The 23,736-nt window shown below is 52.1% G+C and carries 19 protein-coding genes and 1 pseudogene; 4 read left to right on the top strand and 16 right to left on the bottom strand.

The annotated features are described in order from the left end of the window. Positions 1-2 precede the first annotated feature (2 nt). From METH11B_RS0109360 to METH11B_RS0109280, 16 genes and pseudogenes are all read right to left on the bottom strand, one after another. Complete coding sequence (locus tag METH11B_RS0109360; protein WP_026601820.1) at positions 3-320, bottom strand: hypothetical protein; 318 nt, start codon at positions 318-320, stop codon at positions 3-5. After that, positions 310-2,724: a type IV secretion system protein TraC gene (gene traC, locus METH11B_RS0109355; RefSeq protein WP_026601819.1), complete on the bottom strand. Its 2,415-nt coding sequence runs from the start codon at positions 2,722-2,724 to the stop codon at positions 310-312. Before traC ends, METH11B_RS0109360 begins: the two co-directional genes overlap by 11 nt. Next, on the bottom strand, positions 2,721-2,984 hold the full coding sequence (locus METH11B_RS0109350) for an RRXRR domain-containing protein (protein WP_225893047.1): 264 nt from the start codon (positions 2,982-2,984) through the stop codon (positions 2,721-2,723). The genes traC and METH11B_RS0109350 overlap by 4 nt, the downstream gene beginning before the upstream one ends. 7 nt (positions 2,985-2,991) lie before the next feature. Next, entirely contained in the window at positions 2,992-3,291 is a 300-nt protein-coding gene (traA, locus tag METH11B_RS0109345; protein WP_026601817.1) for a TraA family conjugative transfer protein, read from the bottom strand. 123 nt (positions 3,292-3,414) lie between these two features. Continuing rightward, positions 3,415-3,939: a TraV family lipoprotein gene (locus METH11B_RS0109340; protein ID WP_026601816.1), complete on the bottom strand. Its 525-nt coding sequence runs from the start codon at positions 3,937-3,939 to the stop codon at positions 3,415-3,417. Then, the gene (locus METH11B_RS0109335) at positions 3,936-4,742 is read right to left on the bottom strand and encodes a DsbC family protein (protein ID WP_026601815.1); all 807 of its coding nucleotides are present in this window, start codon (positions 4,740-4,742) and stop codon (positions 3,936-3,938) included. The genes METH11B_RS0109340 and METH11B_RS0109335 overlap by 4 nt, the downstream gene beginning before the upstream one ends. Before the next feature lie 29 nt (positions 4,743-4,771). Continuing rightward, a complete protein-coding gene (locus METH11B_RS0109330) occupies positions 4,772-6,151 on the bottom strand; it encodes a TraB/VirB10 family protein (protein ID WP_026601814.1) in 1,380 nt (459 codons plus the stop codon). Next, the gene (locus METH11B_RS0109325; RefSeq protein WP_026601813.1) at positions 6,151-7,113 is read right to left on the bottom strand and encodes a TraK domain-containing protein; all 963 of its coding nucleotides are present in this window, start codon (positions 7,111-7,113) and stop codon (positions 6,151-6,153) included. Before METH11B_RS0109325 ends, METH11B_RS0109330 begins: the two co-directional genes overlap by 1 nt. Then, positions 7,110-7,721 (bottom strand): TraE/TraK family type IV conjugative transfer system protein, encoded by a 612-nt coding sequence (locus tag METH11B_RS0109320; protein WP_026601812.1) that lies wholly within the window; start codon positions 7,719-7,721, stop codon positions 7,110-7,112. The genes METH11B_RS0109325 and METH11B_RS0109320 overlap by 4 nt, the downstream gene beginning before the upstream one ends. Then, positions 7,718-7,999, bottom strand: coding sequence for a type IV conjugative transfer system protein TraL (traL, locus tag METH11B_RS0109315; protein WP_033157999.1), 282 nt, complete (start codon positions 7,997-7,999; stop codon positions 7,718-7,720). Before traL ends, METH11B_RS0109320 begins: the two co-directional genes overlap by 4 nt. A gap of 216 nt (positions 8,000-8,215) precedes the next feature. Continuing rightward, positions 8,216-8,413, bottom strand: a pseudogene (locus tag METH11B_RS26595) (DUF1348 family protein); the annotation flags it as partial. Between the two features lie 32 nt (positions 8,414-8,445). Continuing rightward, positions 8,446-9,602 (bottom strand): IS3 family transposase gene (locus METH11B_RS0109305; RefSeq protein ID WP_373276517.1). Its coding sequence is split into 2 segments (ribosomal slippage): positions 8,446-9,332 and positions 9,332-9,602, totalling 1,158 coding nucleotides; the frame shifts between segments, so codons are not numbered across the junction. 151 nt (positions 9,603-9,753) lie between these two features. Further along, positions 9,754-10,107 carry a hypothetical protein gene (locus tag METH11B_RS0109295; RefSeq protein WP_026601808.1) on the bottom strand — a complete coding sequence of 118 codons (354 nt, stop codon included), beginning with the start codon at positions 10,105-10,107 and terminating at the stop codon, positions 9,754-9,756. Positions 10,108-10,265: 158 nt separating this feature from the next. Further along, positions 10,266-13,382, bottom strand: coding sequence for an efflux RND transporter permease subunit (locus METH11B_RS0109290; RefSeq protein WP_026601807.1), 3,117 nt, complete (start codon positions 13,380-13,382; stop codon positions 10,266-10,268). 2 nt (positions 13,383-13,384) lie between these two features. After that, positions 13,385-14,842, bottom strand: a complete 1,458-nt coding sequence (locus METH11B_RS0109285; protein WP_026601806.1) for an efflux RND transporter periplasmic adaptor subunit — start codon at positions 14,840-14,842, stop codon at positions 13,385-13,387. After that, positions 14,835-16,142 (bottom strand): TolC family protein, encoded by a 1,308-nt coding sequence (locus METH11B_RS0109280; protein WP_026601805.1) that lies wholly within the window; start codon positions 16,140-16,142, stop codon positions 14,835-14,837. Before METH11B_RS0109280 ends, METH11B_RS0109285 begins: the two co-directional genes overlap by 8 nt. A 956-nt stretch (positions 16,143-17,098) precedes the next feature. Between METH11B_RS0109280 and METH11B_RS0109265 the strand changes: the two genes are divergently transcribed. From METH11B_RS0109265 to METH11B_RS0109250, 4 genes are all read left to right on the top strand, one after another. Beyond that, complete coding sequence (locus METH11B_RS0109265) at positions 17,099-17,554, top strand: hypothetical protein (protein ID WP_026601803.1); 456 nt, start codon at positions 17,099-17,101, stop codon at positions 17,552-17,554. A 90-nt stretch (positions 17,555-17,644) separates the two neighbouring features. After that, complete coding sequence (locus tag METH11B_RS0109260) at positions 17,645-19,006, top strand: TolC family protein (protein WP_026601802.1); 1,362 nt, start codon at positions 17,645-17,647, stop codon at positions 19,004-19,006. Beyond that, positions 19,003-20,532, top strand: coding sequence for an efflux RND transporter periplasmic adaptor subunit (locus METH11B_RS0109255; RefSeq protein ID WP_026601801.1), 1,530 nt, complete (start codon positions 19,003-19,005; stop codon positions 20,530-20,532). Before METH11B_RS0109260 ends, METH11B_RS0109255 begins: the two co-directional genes overlap by 4 nt. 18 nt (positions 20,533-20,550) lie before the next feature. Then, positions 20,551-23,733: a CusA/CzcA family heavy metal efflux RND transporter gene (locus tag METH11B_RS0109250; protein WP_026601800.1), complete on the top strand. Its 3,183-nt coding sequence runs from the start codon at positions 20,551-20,553 to the stop codon at positions 23,731-23,733. Positions 23,734-23,736: the final 3 nt, after the last annotated feature.

Here is a 23,736-nt window from a genome sequence, read left to right as displayed (position 1 = left end):
CATCACTTACCGTCATGACGGACATAGACATCGTCCGGTGCGGCAACCACGGCCGTCGAATCGATCACCAGGTAACCCGCATCACTGAGTTTCTTGGCTTGGGCTTGCCAGTCATCGACGATCTTGGCCATTTGTTCTTGCGTGGCATTCGGCGGAATTGATTGAATCAATTTGGCCCGATCCAGTACGAACACTGGTGTGACCAGATTCAACCGAGCAATCGGTTGCTGTAATTGCTGATAAGCTGCCAACCAACCGCCCACACTGCCTAAACTGGCCGTGATCAAGACAACACTCAGCCATTGCGATTTAGCGTCCATGGCTTACCTCCCGAGGTTTAGATTTACGATTGTCGAGCAGTTGCTGAATGGCATCGCCGAGAGATAGTCCTTGTCTACGCAGCTGCTTGAGTGCCTGCACATCTTCCGGTTTGGTCGAGAAAAGAATGCGTTTGAATGGATCGACAATAAGTCGGCCGATACCGGAGCCCATCTCGGTGATAAAGAAAATCTCGGAATAGGCACCGGGTAAGGTATGCACGGTTTTCAGGAGTTCATAGCCGCCGTCCGACAACGGCAAACGACGATCCTGTTTCATGCCTTCGATGACTTCGGCTTTTTGTCCGAGCAAATACATATTGGCCGAGTTCTCGACGATGGCTCGGCCGGCTGCATTACGGTATAAGTCATTGACCGATTGAGTGATCGTGACTGCCGCGCCGCCATACTTTCGAAAGCGCCGGTAGCCATGTTCCATGAACTTGGCGACATCGCCTTCGGTGAGCAAATCCCAGGCTTCGTCGATGATCACGATCTTGGGTCGATTGCGTTCACCGAGATACATCTCCTGCTGGATTTGGTAGATCAGTTGCAACAGAACCACTTGTTGCAGATGCTTGCGGCCTTTCAGTTCTTCCAGTTCCAGCACGGTAAAGTCGCTGGCGAATTTGGCGTTGTTGCGGCCGTTGAAGTAGCGGCCGTATTCGCCTTTGGTGGTGAACGGAAACAACTGTTCGCCGACATCCTTCAAACGCTGGTCGATTTCGGCACACAACTGTTTGGCAATGTCGTCGACCGACATGGTTTGGGCTTTCTCAGTCCAGAGTTGTTTCAATATCCGCTTGAGGCCAGCAGTTTGAAAATCGGTCAATTTCTCGGTCGGTGCCGCCATCTGACTGACCAATCCGGCTAACATATCAGCTTCTTCCTCGAAGTTCTGCACGATCTCGAACGGATTCATGCAGATCCCGGAACCGTGGGTGAATTTGACGAAATCGCCTTCCAGCACCTCGCACAGATTTTCATACGAGCGGCCAACGTCGATCGCCCAGATTTGCGCGCCTTCGGTCAGATAGCTGACGATGATTTCGTTGGTCAGGAAGGATTTGCCTTTACCCGATTCGGCGGCGATACACAGGTTGTAGTTACCGGTGGTATCGAACAGCGACACCGCCATGTGTTCGCCGTTACGGGAGACGAAATTCAATGTGGGAGTGCCTGTCCCAGCCCAATCGCCGAATAAGGGCAATAAGGGAATGGCATGGCGGGTGGCGAGGGTGCGATAGCGTTTCAAATCGGCAATCGCCGTGCGCTCAGGACCGAACGGCAAACAGTTGAGGAAAAACGGCAGGCAGAAATATTTGTCTTCCAGCAGCTGAAATCCTAGTTCCCGAAAATACACCCGAGCATTCGAGACAGCTGCCGTCTCATCAGATTCATCGCAGAACAGCAGCACGCCGAAATAACTGCGAATCGGCCGGTCGCCGTCGCCATAGGCTTCGAACAGCACATCGAAATTGTGTTTGCGTTGCACCAACACCGGTAAAAATCGGGCAATCGGCGTGTTGACCTGATTGGTGATGAATTGCCTAACACCTTCTTGTTTTGATCGGGTGGATTCGGCATCGGGGTAATGTAGGGTCAGGCTGATCAGGGCATTCTGGCGAATGCCGCGGGTACCGGACAGAATGTCACCGAGATAACTTTTGGCGCTACCAAAGTAAAAGTGATCCGGGGTACGTTTGGCCGATAGGGTTTTTACGCGTTTGTTGCCCAGCCAAATACCTTTTTCGTCGGTTTGTAAGGCATTGTCGTAATCCAGCAATTGGTCGCGGATCAGTTGCGTCGGATCGCATTCCGGTACTACGCGATCTTTCCAGCCGGCATCCGAGTGCCAGTTGAGGATGGTATTCAGCACTCGCACATATTGATCAGCGTCCAGGACAGCAGGATAAAGACCGATGGTCGACAAAGATTGCTGAGTGGCGAGTTGTAATTCCGTTGCCCGGCGAATTTCCGCTTCACTGGGTCTGGGATTAGCGATGGGTAATTTCACCGTGACGATGACATGACTGCGTCGCAGCCGAGCGCCCGAAATGGATTCCGGAGGTTTCGTGGTGCCTTGACGTAGGAAGTCGATGCTGGCCCCGGTCATCGTTTTATAGGTCTGTTTTTGCTGCTTTAGGCGCCGGGTTTGCATCACCGCCAGCGATTCTTCAATATCCGGTGAAGTCCAAAGGCTGACTTGCAATAAGGTATCGGTCGGCCAGTCTTGATTGAGAAGAACGTTGACCCTAGCCGAAACACTGGGATCGGCCCCGGTCAATGGCCGGCAGATAAAGCCAAAACCGATGCTGGAATCGGCCAGCAAAAACAGATGGTGGTCGTGGTCATAAGCGAGGGTTGAAAAAAGCGTATCGGCGGTATGGATTCTGGACTGTTTCATGCCGATTCCTCCTCGGCGTATAACAAACGCATGGTTTCGGCCTGGTTTTGTAGCAGCAATCTAATGGTGTAGGGATGCCGACTGACGCGGACCGCGCGTTTCTTGCGCAGCAGTTCCCGCGCTCGCGCCGGATGGCACGGATTGATTGGTTTACCATCGGCGGCCTGAACGCGAACCGTGCGATCAGTCTTGTGTTCTGGGTTACGGCGGTTGCCCGCCGTCATCTCGGTAACGGGGTGTGGTCCGGTAATGTTGCTCATGACAACCTTATAGTGTCGCGGTGACAATATTGGTGATGATGGTCGGTGCCGCAAATAGACCCACGCCGCTGGCAATACCCAGCACGAAGCCCATGATGCTTCCGCGTACCACCCCTGCGACTAAACCGACAATCACGAAGACGATGGCGATAATCCGACCCAGCAAACCTTCGACCCAGCCAGTCAGCAAGGTCCAGACGTTGTTGAACTCGGTACCGCCGGCACCGGCCATGGCGTCGGGCGCCAACAACACAAAAAACAAGGAAGCCAGGGCAACTAGAACCCCGGTTCGATAGGATACTTTCATACAAGACGACCTCATAGTTGAATGACGACGGTTGCCCGTCCGATCTCGGAAGCTTGCTCCGGCTCAACATCAGCGGTCGCCCGCTAAGACTCGCCGATCCCGAAGGTCACGGCGGTGAAGAATTTAGTTTTTGGCGGCTGGGCTGTTCAGCGTGGATGGCAAACCACGCGATTCCAAATCATCGTTATCCAATGCCTGATGTTTTTCAGGAGGCCTTTGCTCGACTTGCAGAGGAATGAGCGATGGACTCAAGGTCGGCGCCGACTTGCCGATCATCCATCGTCTTGGTTCCAGTTCGGTGTAGACATAGTTCGATACCATCAGATCGCCTTCGGCATCTTCCCAAGGAGCGATCCAGATGCGCATGACTTGCGAAGGGGTACGAATCGGCGTGGGGTCTTCGATTTTGGGCACCGGTTGTTGCATGGGAACGCTGGGCGCTGGTGGGGTTTGTGACTCCGAATGACCAGCCTGCTGGCCGGCGTCCTCTTGCAATCCGGGATTGGTCACTTGATAGGCCTGTGTGGTCGATAAACACTGCGGTTCATCCGGCATACCTTTACAGCCGTACTGGGTTGCGCAGCCAGTGACAAGTACCCACATCAAACTGGAGATGATGAATAATGAAATTTGGCGATAACGTGTCATGGCTTTTTCTCCATTTTCGTAGGTTCAGGAGCGGTTGCGGCCGATACGGCATTTGGTTTGTTGGCCAACCAATCGGCCAAGATATCGGGTGCGCCACTATGCGTGCGACCATCTGGAGCAATCAGGAATGGCACCCCTTGCAAGCCAAATAGCTTGGCGGTAACGATGGCTTTCTGTAACGGCTCTTTGTTGCATTGCTTGGGCTGCTCGGTCGGTAACCCGGCGTAATCCTGTTTCAACAGCCGTTCGCGCACCGCGTCTTTGGCTTTGGCATCTGGTGAACCCAACTGACACGCCAGTTGCACGACGATGTTTTGCGATTCGGCACCCAGGATCGGCACCATCACCAGCTTGAAGGTGTATTTGTCTTTAAGGGCTTGCAGATCTTTCATGACTTTGCCGCAATACGGACAACGTGGATCGATGAACACCAAGACCGATTCCTTGCCATGTCCGACCGTGACCGGGCCCAGATCGTCGACATTCAGCTTCATCCGCGACAGATCGATGCGATTGGCGATTTTGTCGATGTCAGGCAAATCCTTGATTTCCTGCTGGGTCCAGACATCCATCAGCTTGCCGCCGTAAAGCGCAAAGCGACCGTTACTGGAAATGAACACGGTTTGTGCGCCGGTCTTGACCATTTTCAATCCGCTGATTGGCAAATCCTGCATGCCGTCGATTTTGATCGACAGTAAGCTGGCGGCAATGCCGGAGGCTGCTACCTTTGGCGGATTGTCGGCAAAGGTGGCTGAAGCAAATATCAGCAATGATAGGAGTAAGCTGGTATGGCGTAGATTCATATTATTGTTCCGGATCATGGGTTGAATAATCAGCTTGGAGTTTTGAGTTTCAATGCCGTGCCTTTCTGCACGATGAAATTGACTTGGCGGGTGGCGTCGACTTCGATGACCGGGTAAATCTCTTCCGCCATGTCCATGTAAAAATGCGACAGTCGTTCCATCGCGTAACCAGCGCCTTTCAAGGCACCGCCTTCCATTGATTGCGAGGAAAAGGCACTTTGGAACGGTGTGCTTCCTGCCAGGCTGCCCAGTCCTCCGGTCATCAGCACCGGAATCTGGTTACGGCCGAAGGCATCGGAAAAGCCTCTTAAAAATCCGGCCATCATTGATTGCGCGAGTAGGGCGCCTTGTTTGGAAACGACGCGACCGCGCACACCGTTCTTCCCGTCTTCGCCGGTCGCATAGGCGTTCATGGGTACCTCGATCACGCCACCGTCCTGGCGCACGCAGGAAAAGGTCTCGCCACGAAAATAGGCGCGTTCGGCACTCAAGTCGCCAAAGCCGGCGGCGAGCAGAAAACATTCGCGGACATCGGCGTGGAAGCGGTTGGGCAGAATGGCTTCCTTCTTGATGCGGAACAGCACCGGCATCGGTTCTTTCTTGGCTTTTTTGCCGGTCGGTGCATCCAGGCCGTTTAATAAAACGCCAGTCAGGACGCTGCCGGCAGGGATAAAGACATCACTGCGTGCTGTGGCATTTGCCGAACCGTTTTCGCCAGCGGCTTTAGCATCCGTTGTAGGTGTGGACGCTTTTTCTTCCTTGATGACCCGAATCTGCATCGCTACAGGCGTTTGTGCATTGGCACCGGTTCGTCCGCCCGAGATACCGGCATTGCCAGTCGTCGGTGACGGAATCGCAGCCTGTTCAAAGACGCTGTTCAGATCTTCTTGAGCGGTATTGGGTCTAGTCGAGTTGTAACGGCGGCCAGCATAATTAGGTGACGGCGTATTGTTGCCAGTTGCGGCGTTGTTGGTATCAGCATCATCAGTAGGTGGTATCGTTGTTGTGGATTTGTTTTTCAACGACTCGACTTCACCGCTGACGGCTTTGAGTTTGGCTTCATAGGCTTCCCGTTCGGCGCTAGTCCATTGCTTGAAACGCAGTTCATCGGATTGCTGCTCGCGCTTTTGTTGTTCTTCAATCGCAGCTAACCGCCGCCCTTGCTCTTCGTTCTTTTGCAGCAGATCGCGAAGCTGGGAGGAAATGCCGTCGATGCCTAGTGAACGAGGATCGCTGTCGGTCAGGATGTGCTGAATCGTCGCTTGTTTACTGGTCGGCTTGGCGATTTCCGGTGAAACAGAGGCCAAAGCAATGATGGTTGCCAATAGCACGGTGCCGATACTGCCTACCGCGACATTGCGCTTGGCGGTAGGACTCAAACGTGACCACCAGTTGTCCATGCTGGCCATCAGGGTTGACTCCCATTGAGCAATGACGGTCTGAGCGTCGATGATGTTTCCGGTGTATGTCTGACCGCAACATAGAGCTCGGTGGATTCGTTCTGTCCCAGTACGACTTTGGGCCAGCTGGCAACAGCTAACACCTCGTCTTTGGTGGTTGCACAAGATCGCTCGTCAAACTCCAGGGGCTCCATGCCGGTATTACGCGCCAGACCGACCAGAATCAGCATGTCGTGTCCTTCCAGTACCTGGCCAGTTTTAATCTGAACGAGGTCTTGCAAGCACTGAATATGTTCGCCCTTGCTTGGATCGCGCAGGGAAAAGCCTGGCGGTGTCTTTTGCAGGCCCAGGTCGCGGAATAGCTTTTTAATTTGGGCGATGTAGGCTTGTTCCTGATCGCTGGTTTTGCCTGAAGAGGTACTGGGCGATTGCAGTTTGCTCAACAGCTTGTAACTGTCTTTATCCAGGCTGAGATGGATTTCCCGTGCCGGAATACGTTTGGGGATCAAGGTCAGCGACAAGGCGATGTCCTGGTTGTCGCCAGGAGTGATGTATAAGGTCACCGGCGTTTCGTCGGCCGTGGCGACGTAGACGATTTTGCCTTTGGTGCTAGTGGTCGCTTGGCTGGTCGTTGTGACTACGGGATGTTCGAAGGGGGTGACCAGGCGATTCAAATGGCCGACGGCAATCGGCATCAGTTCGTTGATGCCGGGTTTGACTTGAATGTGTTGCGGACCAACGGAGGTTGTCGATGCAATTGCTGCCTGTTGCTTGGCCGTTTGCAATACGCTGGCATCGACCGGCGGAAGCTCGATGCCCAAATCCGTTTGCTGTCCAGCTGACTCGCCTGCTGGCGGCAAAGGATCTGCTACCGTGGTAACCAGCGGTAAAACGGTCACGGGTAATTCATCCGCAGATAAGGCAGTGCTAACGGTCAGCAGTAACAAAAATGACGGTAATGATCGTTTCATGGTTGAGCCTCGCGGGTTTGGCCTTGCATTGCTTTCAGTCGATCTAAGGTTCTGGGCGAATCAGGGTAGACATCGATGAACTCCAGTCGAGGCCGGTAGTTCTTGACGGCGATGATGAATTCGTAGGTACGGGGTTTGATGTCGGGTTTGGAACTGGGGCCTTGGCTTTTGAGCTCGCCGCTGACGAAGACTTTGTTGGTCTCGGCTTCATAATCGACATGACGTGGCGTGAAGCTGATTGCCACCCGATCCATCTTGATGGCCTTGATTTGATCGGTCATCGCATCCAGGACGCTACGATAAATATCCGGTGCCAGCAAAGGCTCGATGGCCACTTTTAGAAAATCGGCGTTGGCTGGTGTGGTGTTGCCGAGCAATTCCGCCATGTACAAGCCCCAGGACTCTTTGAACTCACTAGAGGCGCTACTACGCGTTACTTCAACTTCCTGGGTCAACGTAGGGGGCACCAAAATGATGCTGCGCTCGGTACGCCAGGCGGCAAGTGAGGTAATCACACAAACGACGAGCAATCCAATGACGACGACTCGGCTAAACCGGTTCTCGGTCTCGTGTCCATCCCAGGTTTGCAGAAAATCCGACCATCTCATGGCAGGAACCGGCGAATGTAGGGATTGGGGATGGTTCGGGAGCGATTGGGCAACAGACCCAGCCAATACAGCGCATGCAAGGTATAACCATCAGGCCGGTTGTCCCGAAAGCGCCGGTAAAGTTTGACTGCGATGAAGCCAAGCGCCATGCCCGGAATGAACTGATCAATCAACATGCCAGTGAGCATGCTGACCATGAAGGGTACGATCTCGTCCGCGCTCCACAGCAAAATGTGGATCGGATCGTCGATCGATTGGGGGATGGCAACGGGTTCCATAATGACCTCCGGTTGGATGGTCATTATTGTGAAGCGGATTTTAAGGAGGTCGTTTGCAGCTGATGACGAATTTGCGATCAGCTGTAAAAATTGACGGCAGGTTGAGAGTTCTATACTTTAAAGACCTTTAGCTTGATATTGGATGTAATCCTCTCCGGGGCTAATATTGTCAAGACGTTTCCCGAAGATGGCTCAACCGCACCGTCAATCGACCATCTACAACCCCAAATCGCTCAAACTGGCATGATCGTCGGGACGGCGGCCCAACGGCCAGTGAAACAAACGCGGCTCTTCCTTGATCGGCAAATCGTTGATGCTGGCAAAGCGCCGTTGCATGAAACCCTGAGCGTTGAACTCCCAGTTTTCGTTGCCGTATCTGTGGAACCACTGGCCGGAATCGTCGCGCCATTCGTAAGTGATGTGTCAACACTAAACCGGACACATAGTTAAGCGGCTTGATGCCGCAATTCGTAATTAATCGGTGACAGGTAGCCGTTAGCGGAATGTAACCGCTCCCGGTTGTAAAACACTTCGATATATTCGAACACCGCTTGTTTAGCCTGATCGTGGGTCTGGAAAGTCTGTTGGTGAATCAGTTCAGTTTTTAGGGTGTGAAAGAAACTCTCCGAAACCGCGTTATCCCAGCAATTCCCTTTTCGGCTCATGCTTTGTCGAATGCCGTGTTGTTTCAGCAAAGCCCGATGGCTTTCTGAGGCATATTGGCTACCCCGGTCGGTATGCCATAGCAAGCCTTTGTCGGGCTTACGTTTCCAAATGGCCATCAAGCGCGCATCGTTGACCAACTGGGTTTTCATATGTTCGGCCATTGACCAATCCACGATCTGGCGGGAAAACAAGTCGATCACCACCGCCAAATACAACCAGCCTTCCTGAGTATGGATATAGGTAATATCACCCGTATAGACTCTGTTTGCTCGATCAACGGCGAACTGACGAATCAAATGATTAGGTGCAATCAGCAGGTCGTGCTCGGAATCGGTGGTGACTTTAAATCGGCGCTTGGTTTTACACGTTAATCCGGCTTCTCTCATTAAGTGACCAATTCGCCGTCGCCCCACGGATTGACCTTGATGGGACAGGGCAATTTTGATCCGTCGGGTGCCATAACTGCGTCGGCTTTTTTCGAAGGCTTGCTGCACCAGGTTACTCAGTTGTTCATCTTCTCGCTGCCGTGGCGAGGGGCGGCGATGCTGCCAGGCGTAATAGGCGCTGGGCGACACTTGCAAAAACCGACACATTGCCGCGACGCTGAATTCCGCCGTATGCTTTTGAATCCAAGCGTGCTTTACCGTTGCTCTTTGGCAAAGTACGCGGCGGCCTTTTTTAACAAATCGCGCTCCTCGGTCAGTCGGGCCACCTCTTTCTTGAGACGCTTGAGTTCGTCATAAAGATGATCATCGGTTCTGACCGGGTTATCGGGGGATTGGCGGCGACTGTATTTGCCAATCCACGTATGCAGGGTATTCACGTTAATCCCTAGATCAAGGGCAACCTGGGCAACGGATTTGTCTGATTCATTCGCCAGCTTAACGGCTGAGGCTCGGAATTCAGCAGTATAGGTATTGGGTTTTTCTCGGCTCATTTGGACCACACTCAGTTTTAGGCATTGTAAAAGTGTGTCCAGCAAAGTGTAACCACATCAAAAAGCAAATGATTTGGTCCCGAAATATGCATCGATTTGAAGGCAAGAAATAAAATTTTCATGCCTCAAATCCTTTAATTTTCAAGACTGTTTATTTGTCTCCTGCCATTTGATGATGCATTTTAGCCATCGCTGTATTGGCATCAACTGCTTTTTGGTAGGAATTGATTAGCGATTGGCAATGTTCGAAAAACATCTCGGATTGCTTGCCGTACAGGTAGCTGTGCTGCTTGTACTGTTGCAGAAGCTTTTTGTGTTCTTCCACTTTGACTTCGGCATCCTTTGCATTTTGCTCAAAATGAGTCGCCAAAGACTCATGGTCATCCTTAGTTTTCGCACTTTGGATAGCTGCACTCATATCCATGGGATGGGGATTTTGTTGGCAACCTGATAAAACTCCCAACGTTAAAGAAGTGACGACCAACAATTTAGTTATGGTTTTCATGGGATTTCTCCAGTTCGGTGAAATTCTTCAGACAGCACTAAAAATACCGTCATGTTTGGTTAAAAGGTTGTTATTTAATGCATTATTTTGACTGTACTTATTGTCATAAAACTCCTGGTTAAGTGAATGTGACATGAGAAAATTTACTGTGCTGAACTTCATCGCGATTTCAATGAATGGCCTTTCAACAGCGCATAAATCGCTGGAATTACAATCAACGTCAGCAGCATCGAAGAGATCATGCCCCCCACCATCGGGGCAGCAATGCGGCGCATGACTTCTGATCCGGTACCGTTGCTCCACATGATGGGTAACAGACCGGCCATGATGGCGGCTACAGTCATCATCTTTGGTCGTAGCCGTTCTGCCGCACCGCTGACCACACTGGTGTAGAGTTCATTCCGGGTAAAATCCTGACCGTGTTGCCGGCATTCTTCGATTTTGGCCTGGTAGGCGTGATCCAGGTAGATCAGCATGATGACGCCGGTTTCCGCAGCCACTCCAGCCAGTGCGATAAAGCCCACACCAACCGCCACACTAACGTTATAGTTCAACGCCCACAGCAACCAGACGCCGCCCACCAGCGCAAACGGCACCGACAACATAACGATCAGGGTTTCCGTCATTCGCCCAAAATTCAGATACAGCAGTATAAAAATGATCAGCATGGTCAACGGTACGACAATCTTCAACCGCTCAATCGCCCGCTCCATATACTCGAATTGCCCGCTCCAGGTAATGTAGTAACCGGTAGGGAGTGCTACCGCTTTCTCAACAGCCAGTTTGGCATCATGAACATAACCGGCAATATCGCGATCCCGCAAATCGACGAAGATATAAGCCGAGAGCAGCGAGTTTTCGGTACGAATACCCGGCGGCCCTTTGGATAAGCTCAGATGTGCCACCGACGATAAAGGAATCATGGCACCGTCAGCAGTCGTTACCAGTAAGTGATTGCCTATGGCACTAGGACTGTTCCTGAGTTCGCGCGGATAACGCACGATCACGCCGAAGCGCTCGCGGCCTTCGACCATAGTCGTCACCATCTCGCCGCCGATGGCGGTTGAAATTAGATTTTGAATATCGCCAACCATCAACCCATAGCGAGCCAAGGCTTCATAGTCGGGATCGATATTCAAGTAATAACCACCGGTAATGCGCTCGGCATACGCGCTGGTCGTGCCAGGTACGTTCTTGATAACTTGTTCGATTTGCTGGGCCAACCGTTCCATTTCAGCCAGGTCGTTACCGAATAACTTGACGCCAACTGGAGTGCGAATACCGGTGGCCAGCATGTCGATGCGATTTTTGATCGGCATGGTCCAGGCATTGCTAACACCGGGAATTTGCAGGGCCTGATCCATTTCCGCAATCAATTTGTCGATGGTCATACTGGGACGCCATTGTGATTCCGGCTTGAGATTGACCACAGTCTCGGACATTTCCAAAGGAGCCGGGTCGGTTGCCGTGGCGGCACGCCCGGCTTTGCCGAATACCGATTCGACTTCAGGGAAGGTTTTGATGATGCGGTCCTGAGTTTGCAGTAATTCGGCCGTTTTGGTCACCGACAAGCCAGGCAAGGTCTGCGGCATAAATAACAACGTGCCTTCGTTTAAGGTCGGCATGAATTCGCCACCCAATTGCATGGCAGGGTAAATACTCGCAGCCATGACCAGCAACGCCAGCAATACCGTGGTTTTCTTAAAACGCATCACCCAGGTAATCACCGGGCGATACAGCCACAGCAATACCCGGTTGACAGGGTTATCTTGCTCGGGTCGGATATGACCACGCACAAACAACAATATCAGCACCGGCACCAGCGTCACCGACAGCAAGGCCGCGCCGGCCATGGCAAAGGTTTTGGTGTATGCCAATGGCTGAAATAGTCGTCCCTCTTGGGCTTCCAGCGTGAACACCGGTAAGAAGGATACGGTGATGATCAGCAAACTGAAAAATAATGGCGGCCCGACTTCTCGGCAGGCATTCAACACAATCGTGTGCCTGGGCAATTTTCCGGCATCGTGCTCCAGGTGCTTATGCACGTTTTCAATCATCACGATGGCGGCATCGACCATTGCGCCAATCGCAATGGCGATGCCCCCCAAGCTCATAATATTGGAGTTCATCTTCAATAAATACATGACGATAAAAGCGATCAGGACACCAACTGGCAGCATGACGATGGCCACCAGCGCACTACGCAGATGCAACAGAAATGCCGCACAAATAACGGCGACCACCACACTCTCTTCCAATAGCGTATGGCGTAAATTCTCGATCGCTCGTTGGATCAAATCAGCACGGTCATACACCGCTTTTATGCTGACACCCGCTGGCAGACCTGCGGTAATTTCCTTTAACCGCAGTTTCAAGTTATCAATCACTTCCAGCGCATTTTGACCGTAGCGAGCGATGGCGATGCCGGACACCACTTCGCCCTCGCCATTCAGTTCGGTAATACCGCGACGTTCATCGGGTACCAATTCAACTCTGGCCACGTCGCGCACTAAAACGGGCGTACCATTGGCGACTTTTAATACCAAGCGTTCCAGATCGTGGATGCCATGCAAATAACCACGACCGCGCACCATATATTCAGTTTCGGTCATTTCAATCGCCCGCCCACCCACGTCGCGGTTGCCATTGGCAATTGCTTCAGTCACTGTTTTAAGCGGGATACCATAAGCCTGGAGTTTATGCGGATCGACCGTCACTTGATATTGCTGGACGAACCCACCGACGCTGGCGACTTCGGCAATTCCCTGTGCCTTGGTCAACTGATAGCGCACAAACCAGTCTTGCAGGGTACGCAGTTCTGCCAGGGAGTAATCCTTGCCCAACAACGCATATTGATACACCCAGCCCACGCCGGTGGCATCTGGCCCTAACTGCGGCGTAACACCACGTGGCAACCGTCCGGCCGCAAAATTTAAATATTCGAGCACCCTGGAGCGGGCCCAATAAATATCAGTACCATCCTCAAAGATCACGTACACAAAGGATGCACCGAAAAATGAGAAACCACGAACCACCTTGGATCGCGGCACACTCAGCATCGCGGTGGTCAGTGGATAAGTGACTTGATCCTCGACCACCTGAGGTGCTTGGCCAGGGAATTCCGTGTAGACAATGACTTGGGCATCGGACAGATCAGGTAGGGCATCAAGCGGAATCTTGATCAGAGCATAAATGCCGCCACAGATTAAAAATAACGTCGTGATCAGAACCAGAAACACGTTCTTCAACGACCATGCAATCATACGTTCCAACATGGCTAGTTCTCCACTGCATGTTGATTGTGATCATGTCTCGGCATAGCCTGAGTGTCCGGCTGAGTAGCTTCGGATTCTGGCATCTGATCCACGCTGCGCATACTATCCAGCGCCGCTTTCAAATTGCTTTCGGCATCGATCAAGAAATTAGCGCGGGTGACTACGTTGTCGCCATCCTGCAAACCCTCAAGTACTTCGCTGAATCCCCCCGTCTGATGGCCAATTTTCACCGGACGCGGTTCAAACCGGCCTTCATCCTCTTGCACCAGAACCACTTGCCGTGTACCGCTATCGAGGATGGCCGAATCGGGTACACTTAACTCGCGGTGCTGTTGCTGGGAAGTCAATAATTCAACGCTACCATATAGACCAGGCCTCAGAAAACCTTGCGCGTTGTCCATGTCCACTCTAACTTTGACGGTGCGCGTGTCGGTATTCAGCGTGGGATAGACAAAACCCACTTGCCCTTGAAAAGATTTATCGGGGTAAGCTTTGAAAGCGACGACGACCGCTTGACCCATTTTGACCCACTCTAAATCGGGCTCGAACACATCGACAATCAGCCACACCCGACTCAAGTCGGCAATCTGGAACAATATTTCGCCCGGCATAAAACGCATCCCGTCTACTGCTGGCTTCTCCATCACGACGCCATTGACAGGCGATTGCAACGACAGGGTTTCGATCACGCGATCCTGCTCTTGCAAACGTTGCAATTGTGCCTGGCCTATATCCCAATAATTCAGCCGCTTTAAGGCATTACGGGTGAGTTGCTGCGCGGTGGCTAGCGCCTGTGGACTGGCCTGTTGCAATGACGCCTCGCCTTGTTTGGCGATCAGATATTCCTGTTGAGCCGTGAGTAGATCAGGACTGTAGACTTCCAATAATGGCTGACCGCGTTTGACAGCTTGTCCCGTGCTATTAACTAGCAACCGTTGTATCCAGCCCTCGAATTTGGCATTGATGACATGTAACCGACGCTCATCAACTTGAATACTGCCCGGCGCACGGATAGAACGCACTAAATCCCGATATTGAACTTTCTCGGTTTTGACGCCGAGCTTTTGGATTTTTTCGGGGCTGATCGTCAAGAGTTTAGAACTCGTTACCTTGCCTTCGTAAACCGGCAGATAATCCATGCCCATTTCGTCCTTTTTCGGTACCGGCGATGTGTCTGCGGTCCCCATGGGGTGGCGGTAATACAGAATGCGCCCTTTGTTCGGTTGGGATGTCGGCGAAAGTTCATCGGCATACACGGGTAGATAATCCATGCCCATTTCATCCTTTGCTGGTGTCGAAGACGTCACTTTTGGATTCATCGGATGCCGATAAAACCGTGGTTTATGCTCTGCGACCGACACAGTCTTTTCCATGGATTGCGGCTTATTCGCCAGCCAAAAGCCGCCGGCGATTCCGATGATCATGGTCAATATACTGACCAGAATGGCTTGCTTAGTCATGAGTCAGTTCCTCGCCAATTAAATTCGATAATTCCGCCAGCAATTGCTGGGTTTCGACCAATGATTTCCAATATTGGCTTTGATACTGAAACAAGCTCAGCTGGGTGCGGAGCAAGTTACTGAAGTCAGCTTTGCCGACGGGATACCCGGCCATCAAAGAGCTGACAGTCTGCTGCGCTTGAGGAATGATTTCATGCTCGAATAACGCTAACCGCTGTTTTGCATGCAGGTATTGGGCGGTATTGGCAGCAATTTCACCATGGACTTTGTTGTGCTCGTCCTGCAAGGCGTACTGCTCCTGCAATAATTCACTATTGCGTTGATCGACCGCCTTGGCCTGTTTTTGCTCGGCATAGATTGGCAAATTGATACTGAGTTTGACACTGGCAAAATCGCTACGCGATTCGCTGGACGGCGTGTTTTGCCTGACTGCATAACCCGCACCCAGTGTCAGATCGGGATAGAAATCCTTTTCGGCGATTTCAATGCGGGTCTTGGCGGCACCGAGCATTTTGCGATGCTGCTCAAACAGCGGGCTATGTTCCATGGCTTGTGTTTGCAAATCCGCAACCACCAAGACCGGGGTTTTGATCTCGGCTTGGTCAGGCAGTTTTATCAAGGTATCGGAGTTGCGGCTAAGCAATGTGTTGAGCTGAATACCGGTACTGTGGCGCATGCTGATCAGCTCGATTTTTTCATCCTTGAGTTTCGAGAGTTCCAATTGGGCCAGCAGCACATCCTGCTGTTGCCCCTGACCCGCTTTGTAGCGGGATTGGGCGGTATCGATCAGTTGCTGAAAAAATTGTTCGCTTTCGGCAATGACATTGATTGCTCGATCGTAATAGAACAAGCGCCACCAGGCCTGTTTGACATCACGAACCAGACGCAAACGGGCGACATCTACCGAATCGGCAGCGGCCAGGGCTTCCTGTTCCGCCGCTTGTTCCTTCAAGGCCAACTTACCCGGAAAGGGAATTGTCTGACTGACGCCGACATCCATCATGGTCATGTCTTCCTTGTGAAGACTGAAGCTACTGGTTGGGACATTCAGTGTATCGAAATTAAGCGTTGGGTCTGGAAGCGCACCTTCCTGCGAAGGAATAGCCGCCAGTGCCTCAGCGCGCGCTTTAATTTCAGCAAGACCGGGATTGCCCGCCTGAGCTAGTTGAACGGCCTGTTCAATGGATAAAATCGTTTCATCGGCATGGACTATGCTGATGAAAATCATCAGATAGCAACCGAGCGCCCAATAGGGCCAAGACACCCGATCAAGGGGCGAGGGGTATAACAAGGGGTACATCATTTTCTCCAAACAAGGAAACACAGGCTCACGCCAAAGCATGAAGCTCTATCACGCCAACAAGGCGAGGGTTACCTGGGAGAAATGACTAATTCAGGAGTGTGCAAAAACGATAAAACAACGGAATCGGCTTGCCAATAGGCGGCCTTATCCGATTGAATATCAGTTGAGGTGGGCGGTAGCTAAACAAACAGCCGATTAACCATACCAGACATGCAATAAACAACGGGATTTCCGGTTTATCGATTTTGATATTGAAAGTCGGATTGGGTTGAGAGTCTGGGCAGGATTTAAGAACGCAGTCCTGAGCTTGCGAGGAAAAGTGTTTTGTTTGCTCAGAGTGATGCATGGACTCTGAACAGCCGACCGGCATCGCATCAACAGCAGGAAGCTGAACCGGCATAGGCATGGCGCACGTCGACGCCACCAGCATGAATAGCCAGCTGACCATCATTACCAAAATCAAAATAGACCGATAATGACTATGGCGATGAGCACGAAGCGTTGACAACAAAAACTTTATCCAAAAAAACTAAGGTCATTACGCTAGCATGCCTATTGGCTTTTTTCAATATCTGATTGGTCACCATCTGATAGGGTTTCTAACGTTCTTCCAACGCATCGCCAAATTCTCAGGCACCCGCCAAAACATACTGGGCAAACAAGACAGTGCCGCCGATTGTCACACTAAGAAAAAGTCATCCAAGACATAAACGAGTCAGAATTTTTCGATGAATGAAACGGCTTGTAGCCAATGCCGCTTGCGAGTCTGCCATTGTATTGACTGTAATTTTCAACGAATTCGAATTCATCATTGTTTACATCGCCTCTGAAAATTCTGCCTCAGCGTGAAATATACATACGTTCTTCAACAGCCTGTTAGGTCTCAAAACCACGAAATACTAAAAAACAGTTAAGTCATTGTCATTTAGATTCATTTGGTGTAGCTTTAAAAAATGAATGCTTTGCGACACTCTAAAATTTGGCTCTCTATTGTGCTGATACTCGCGGTGCTTGGTCATTTTGGCCTGGGCCATCGAGATGTGTCGGCCTTTGTGCTATGTTTTGGTGCTGATGGTCATGTCGCTGTAGAGAAGAATGGAAAAGACCAATCCGTAAGTTTAACTGTTGTCACTCGTTTCAACGACGAGACCAATGCTCTTACGAGCAATGACGATGATCCCTGCTCGTCACCTTGCACTGACATTCCTATCGATGGTGATGATCACATCCCCCTACAATTGACGAATTTATTAAAAATAGCGATTGATATTGGACTTTTACCGGTATTTTTCCTGATCTCACTGCTAGTCCTTTATGCCAAAGTCGTTATTCGGCAGCCGGCATTTTTCGACCCGCCGTTTACCGATTCCCGACTACTCGCCCTTCGCAGTACCGTTTTACTGATTTAGCCACTTCTCCTAGCTGCAACTCACCAGCCGAAGGCGCAGGTTCACCTGTGTCCGTGTTGACGTTCCCTCTATGCTACGGAGAAATTTTCCATGTTCTCAAATTATGTGCGGCCACTTGGCGTTGCACTGTGTTTATTGATTACTGCCGGCTCGGTCGATGCGAGTCCGGCAGACGACACGCTATTGCCGGCACAATCAGGCGATCTGGGTGCAAACGGTTCCAGTCGGCAAGCCATTGAGGAACCGACCGGTTCCCTGGTTTTGTCTCAAGCGCTTGCCCTAGCGCTAACCCAGAACCCCGAGCTATCCGCTTTTTCCTGGGAGAGCCGAGCACAGGAAGCCGCCACCCTCCAAGCGGGTTTGTTTCCCAATCCCACCTTCAATGCCAATGCGGCAAACTTTGGAAATCAGGTCATCAAGGGTTTCGACGGCGATGTCGTCACCTTGGAGCTGAGTCAATTGATCGAATTGGGCGGTAAGCGCGCCGCTCGCATGGAAGCCGCCTCGCTAACCAAGCAATTAGCCGATTGGGATTACGAAACCAAACGAGCCGATGTACTCACTCAAGTTACGCAGGCATTTATTGACGTGTTGGCCGCCCAACAGCGCTTGACGCTAACACAGCAAATTCATGAATTGGCTAATCAGACAACGGTCACGACCTCTGCGCGAGTGCAGGCAGGCAAGGTATCGCCCGTTGAAGAAACCAAGGCTAAAGTTGCTCGCGCTTCTGTGCAAATTGAGCTGATGCGAGCTCAGAAAGAACTGGAAGCCGCCCGCAAGCGTTTAGCCGCCGGCTGGGGCAGCACGACACCGCGCTTTGAGATGGTGAGCGGTAATTTGGAAAGCATACAAGCGCCGGCTTCCCTAGACTCATTGGCGCAACGCCTCTCTAAAAATCCGGATTTAGCCCGTTGGGCCACCGAAATCACCCAACGTCAGGCATTGATTACGATGGAAAAGTCCAAAGCCATCCCAGATGTCACCGCGACCGTGGGTGCCAGTAAATATCTGATGCCCAATGATTACGCCTTAGTCGTTGGTTTTTCGGTGCCATTGCCGGTTTTCGACCGCAATCAAGGCCGTGTTCAAGAAGCCGAGCATCGATTGACCAAAGCGGAAGACGAATTGCGTAGCACTGAGGTCCGCATCGCCACGGCATTGAACACCGCCTATCAAGCCCTGGATACCGCTCATTCCGAAATCATCACCTTGCAGCAAGATATTTTACCGGGCGCCCAAAGTGCTTATGACGCCGCTCGCGAAGGCTACCGCTTGGGTAAATTCAGTTTTATGGACGTACTGGATGCACAGCGCACCCTGTTCGGCGCTAAAAATCAGTATTTACTGGCTTTGGCCGAATATCACAAGTCCGTGGCCAACGTGGAACGTTTGGTCGGCAGCAATATGAACGAGACAGTGGCGGACAGCCAACCCGAGGTATCACCATGAACACGATTAACAAAAAACAATGGACCGCTATCGTCGCGATTATTGTGGTCGGCCTCTTGCTTGGCTTATTTATTCTGAGCATCGACAAATCGATGCCCGAAGGCGAGGAACACGGCGAAGAAAACCATGCAGCGGCTAAAGTCGATAGCGCCGAACATGCCGATGACGCCAAACAAGCCCAAGGCCCGCACGGCGGCGCTGTTTACAGCGACGGTGACTTTAAGCTGGAAATCCTGCTCAGCGAGGAAGGTGGTGAACCGCACTTTCGCGTTTATCCGTTCAATCAGGATAAACCGCTTCAGCCCGTTGCCGATCAACTCTCCGTGCAACTAAAGCGCCCGAGCGGCGAGCAACAGCGCATCGAGTTTGCGCCTGAAAAAGCGTATTGGCAGAGTATCCAGGCTATCGATGAGCCCCATGTCTTTGAAGCGAACGTGACGGCAAGGCATGATGGTCAGACGTTTCAGTTTGCTTTCAGTAAAGAAGAAGGCAAAGTAACCTTGAGCGATCAGCAAATCGCCGAAACCGGTATCTCGATTCAGACCGCAGGTGCAGCGCACATCACAAGCTCTGTCACCCTACCGGGTGAAATTCGCTTCAATGAAGATAAGACGTCTCATGTGGTGCCGCGTTTGGCCGGTGTGGTGGAGAGCATTTCCGCCAACCTGGGCCAGCAAGTCAAACAAGGTCAGGTCATCGCCGTGATTGCCAGTACGGTGTTGTCCGAGCAGCGTAGTGAATTGTTGTCGGCACAAAGGCGATTGGAGTTAGCCCGCTCTACCTTTGCGAGGGAAAAGCACTTATGGGAGGACAAAATCTCGGCGGAGCAAGACTACCAACAAGCCCGGCAAGCAATGCAGGAAATGGAAATCGCCGTTCATAATGCCCAACAGAAATTGATAGCACTCGGCGCAAGTCCTGCCGTGTCGGCCAGCGGCGGCTCACTCAATCGTTACGAAATTCGCGCCCCGTTCGACGGCATGGTGGTCGAGAAACACATCGCCATGGGAGAAGCGGTCAAGGAAGATGCCAGCATTTTCACCATCACTGACTTATCCTCCGTCTGGGCCGAAATTATCGTCTCGGCGAAGGATCTCAATGTCGTGCAAGTCGGCAAACAGGTCAACATCAAGGCCACGGCGTTCGATTCTTCGGCAACCGGTACGTTGTCTTATGTGGGCGCATTGATGGGCAAACAAACCCGTACCGCTACGGCTCGCGTGACGCTGGACAATCCGCAGATGGCCTGGCGACCTGGATTGTTTATCACGGTCGAACTGCCTACCAAGGAAAGTGAAGTGCCGGTCGCGGTCGCCGCCGATGCCATCCAGATGATCAAAAACAAGCCGACGATTTTTATTCGCGTACCCGGCGGCTTTATTGCTCAACCCATCACCACCGGCCTATCAGATGGCAAAGTCACCGAGATCGTGACAGGACTCATGCCTGGTACCGAATACGCTGCCAATGGCAGCTTCGTCCTTAAATCCGAGCAAGGCAAAAGCAGTGCCGAGCATTCGCATTGATCTCCAGGAGTTCGCATCATGTTTGAACGACTCATTCGTTTAGCGATCGAGCATCGCTGGCTGGTTATCCTGGCCGTACTGGGTATGGCAGGACTCGGTGTTTTCAATTACTCGATTCTGCCCATCGACGCCGTGCCGGACATCACCAATGTTCAGGTACAAATTAATACGACGGCACCGGGTTATTCGCCTTTGGAAACCGAACAGCGGATCACTTACCCCATCGAAACCGTCATGGCGGGTTTGCCGCATCTGGAACAAACCCGGTCGCTTTCGCGTTACGGCTTATCGCAGGTCACGGTGATTTTCCAGGACGGCACCGATGTCTATTTCGCCCGGCAATTGGTGAACCAACGTATTCAGGAAGCCAAGGATAAACTGCCCGCCGGTATCACGCCGGCGATGGGTCCCATTTCCACCGGTCTTGGCGAAATCTATTTATGGATAGTCGAAGCCCAAGAAGGGGCCAAAAAACCTGACGGTTCGCCTTACACCGCGACCGATCTGCGTGAAATCCAGGACTGGATTATCAAACCGCAGTTGCGCAACGTGCCGGGGGTCACCGAAATCAATTCCATTGGCGGCTACGCCAAACAATATCAGGTGGCACCGATTCCGGAAAAACTGGCGTCCTATGGTCTGACCTTGCAAGACATCGTTACCGCGCTGGATCGTAACAACAATAATGTCGGTGCCGGTTACATCGAAAAGCGTGGCGAACAATATCTGATTCGTGCGCCGGGCCAAGTGCATTCGATGGAAGATATTCGCAACATTATTCTCGGTAATGTCCAGGGTGTGCCCATTCGCATTCGCGATGTCGGCGAAGTCGAAATCGGCCGAGAACTGCGCACCGGCGCTGCAACCGAAAATGGCCGAGAGATGGTATTGGGTACGGTCTTTATGCTGATCGGTCAGAATAGCCGTGCCGTCTCGCAAGCGGTCGACAAAAAGATGACGGAAATCAACCGCACGCTGCCCGAAGGGGTGCAGGCCGTGACGGTCTATGACCGAACGGTATTGGTCGATAAAGCCATCAATACGGTCAAGAAGAACTTAACCGAAGGGGCAATTCTGGTCATCGTGATTCTGTTTCTGTTCCTCGGTAATATTCGTGCGGCCATCATTACGGCAATGGTCATACCGTTATCAATGTTGTTCACCTTCACCGGCATGGTGACGTATCAAGTCAGTGCCAACTTGATGAGTCTGGGGGCGCTCGATTTTGGTGTGATCATCGACGGTGCGGTGGTGATTGTGGAGAACTGTGTACGAAGGCTGGCCCATGCTCAGGAACAGCAGGGGCGTTCGCTAACACGTAGTGAACGTTTTCATGAAGTGTTCACGGCGTCGAAAGAAGCGCGGCGAGCGCTGTTATTTGGCCAGTTGATCATCATGGTCGTGTACTTGCCCATCTTTGCGCTGACGGGGGTGGAAGGCAAAATGTTTCATCCGATGGCGTTCACGGTGGTCATTGCCTTGGTGGGAGCCATGATACTGTCCGTGACCTTTATTCCGGCGGCTGTGGCGCTGTTTATCGGCGATAAAGTCGCCGAAAAGGAAAATGTGGTGATGCTGAGTGCCAAGCGTATCTATGCGCCGGTACTGGATAGCGTCATGAGCAACAAGCCGGTGATACTCACGCTGGCGGTGGTCGCGGTGATTCTGTCGGGCTTGTTGGCGACTCGGATGGGCAGCGAGTTTGTGCCGAGCTTGAATGAAGGCGATTTCGCCATTCAGGCGATGCGTATTCCGGGTACCAGTTTGTCGCAATCGGTCGCCATGCAGCAGCAGATTGAGCAGGCTCTGAAGCAGCAGTTTCCCGAAATCGAGCGAATATTTGCACGAACCGGTACCGCCGAAATCGCATCTGACCCGATGCCGCCGAATATCTCGGATGGTTACATCATGCTCAAACCTCGCGAGCAATGGCCTGAACCCGGTAAATCACGCGATGACTTGCTGGCGGCGATACAAGCGGCGGCCAACAAACTACCCGGCAACCTCTACGAGTTTTCCCAGCCTATCCAGTTGCGCTTCAATGAACTGATTTCAGGGGTGCGTAGCGACGTTGCCGTTAAAGTGTTTGGCGATGATATGGATGTATTGAATGACACGGCGACTGAAATTTCGGCGGTCATGGAGGCAATTCCCGGTGCATCCGAAGTGAAAGTCGAGCAAACTACCGGCTTGCCGATGCTGACGCTCAATATCGACCGGGATAAAACTTCGCGCTACGGCTTAAACGTGGGCGATGTGCAGGATGCGGTGGCTACCGCGATTGGTGGCACCGAAGCCGGCACCTTGTTTGAGGGTGACCGGCGTTTCGACATCATCGTGCGACTGCCGGAGAACCTGCGCAGTAATCTGGATGCCATCAACCGCTTGCCAATCTCATTGCCGCACGGGCAAAACCGAGATGGACGAACCAGTTATATCCCACTGGCCGAAGTAGCCAGCCTGGAAATGGCTCCCGGCCCTAATCAAATCAGCCGCGAGAACGGCAAACGCCGAATCGTCATCAGTGCCAACGTGCGAGGCCGCGACATCGGCTCTTTTGTTGCCGAGGCCGAACAAAAGCTGCAACAGAAAGTCAAAATTCCATCCGGTTATTGGACAAGTTGGGGCGGACAGTTCGAACAGTTGCAATCGGCGGCCCATCGCTTGCAAATTGTGGTGCCTGTGGCGTTAATCCTGGTTTTCACACTCCTGTTCATGATGTTTGGCAATGCCAAGGACGGTTTGCTGGTGTTCAGCGGCATCCCCTTTGCGTTGACCGGCGGCTTGGTCGCACTTTGGTTGCGCGATATTCCGATGTCGATTTCGGCGGCAGTCGGATTCATCGCCTTGTCGGGTGTGGCGGTACTGAACGGGCTGGTAATGATTGCCTTTATCCGTGGTTTGCGCGACGAAGGCATGTCGCTGGATAAGGCGATTGTGGAGGGTGCTCTGACACGTCTTAGGCCAGTGTTGATGACCGCATTGGTGGCCTCGTTCGGTTTCGTGCCAATGGCCATTGCCACCGGTACCGGCGCAGAGGTACAGCGCCCGCTGGCGACTGTAGTGATTGGCGGCATTCTCTCGTCAACGATGCTGACATTGTTGGTATTACCGATTCTTTACTGGTTCGCGCATCGCCAAGACCAACCAGTAAGTCCCATGATACCGGGAATACCGCAGATTGATTCTAACGAGGGTTGAACG

The organism is Methylomonas sp. 11b (assembly GCF_000515215.1).
Lineage (GTDB): Bacteria > Pseudomonadota > Gammaproteobacteria > Methylococcales > Methylomonadaceae > Methylomonas.
This window is presented reverse-complemented; position numbering and strand designations above follow the sequence as displayed.

Coding starts and splice junctions, on each gene's coding strand:
- METH11B_RS0109350 (WP_225893047.1), bottom strand. CDS start 2,984: ATGAGCAACATTACCGGACCACACCCCGTTACCGAGATGACGGCGGGC.
- traL (WP_033157999.1), bottom strand. CDS start 7,999: ATGGAACCCGTTGCCATCCCCCAATCGATCGACGATCCGATCCACATT.
- METH11B_RS0109320 (WP_026601812.1), bottom strand. CDS start 7,721: ATGAGATGGTCGGATTTTCTGCAAACCTGGGATGGACACGAGACCGAG.
- traA (WP_026601817.1), bottom strand. CDS start 3,291: ATGAAAGTATCCTATCGAACCGGGGTTCTAGTTGCCCTGGCTTCCTTG.
- METH11B_RS0109325 (WP_026601813.1), bottom strand. CDS start 7,113: ATGAAACGATCATTACCGTCATTTTTGTTACTGCTGACCGTTAGCACT.
- METH11B_RS0109290 (WP_026601807.1), bottom strand. CDS start 13,382: ATGTTGGAACGTATGATTGCATGGTCGTTGAAGAACGTGTTTCTGGTT.
- METH11B_RS0109340 (WP_026601816.1), bottom strand. CDS start 3,939: ATGACACGTTATCGCCAAATTTCATTATTCATCATCTCCAGTTTGATG.
- METH11B_RS0109250 (WP_026601800.1), top strand. CDS start 20,551: ATGTTTGAACGACTCATTCGTTTAGCGATCGAGCATCGCTGGCTGGTT.
- traC (WP_026601819.1), bottom strand. CDS start 2,724: ATGAAACAGTCCAGAATCCATACCGCCGATACGCTTTTTTCAACCCTC.
- METH11B_RS0109360 (WP_026601820.1), bottom strand. CDS start 320: ATGGACGCTAAATCGCAATGGCTGAGTGTTGTCTTGATCACGGCCAGT.
- METH11B_RS0109330 (WP_026601814.1), bottom strand. CDS start 6,151: ATGGCCAGCATGGACAACTGGTGGTCACGTTTGAGTCCTACCGCCAAG.
- METH11B_RS0109265 (WP_026601803.1), top strand. CDS start 17,099: ATGAATGCTTTGCGACACTCTAAAATTTGGCTCTCTATTGTGCTGATA.
- METH11B_RS0109260 (WP_026601802.1), top strand. CDS start 17,645: ATGTTCTCAAATTATGTGCGGCCACTTGGCGTTGCACTGTGTTTATTG.
- METH11B_RS0109280 (WP_026601805.1), bottom strand. CDS start 16,142: ATGTACCCCTTGTTATACCCCTCGCCCCTTGATCGGGTGTCTTGGCCC.
- METH11B_RS0109255 (WP_026601801.1), top strand. CDS start 19,003: ATGAACACGATTAACAAAAAACAATGGACCGCTATCGTCGCGATTATT.
- METH11B_RS0109335 (WP_026601815.1), bottom strand. CDS start 4,742: ATGAATCTACGCCATACCAGCTTACTCCTATCATTGCTGATATTTGCT.
- METH11B_RS0109295 (WP_026601808.1), bottom strand. CDS start 10,107: ATGAAAACCATAACTAAATTGTTGGTCGTCACTTCTTTAACGTTGGGA.
- METH11B_RS0109285 (WP_026601806.1), bottom strand. CDS start 14,842: ATGACTAAGCAAGCCATTCTGGTCAGTATATTGACCATGATCATCGGA.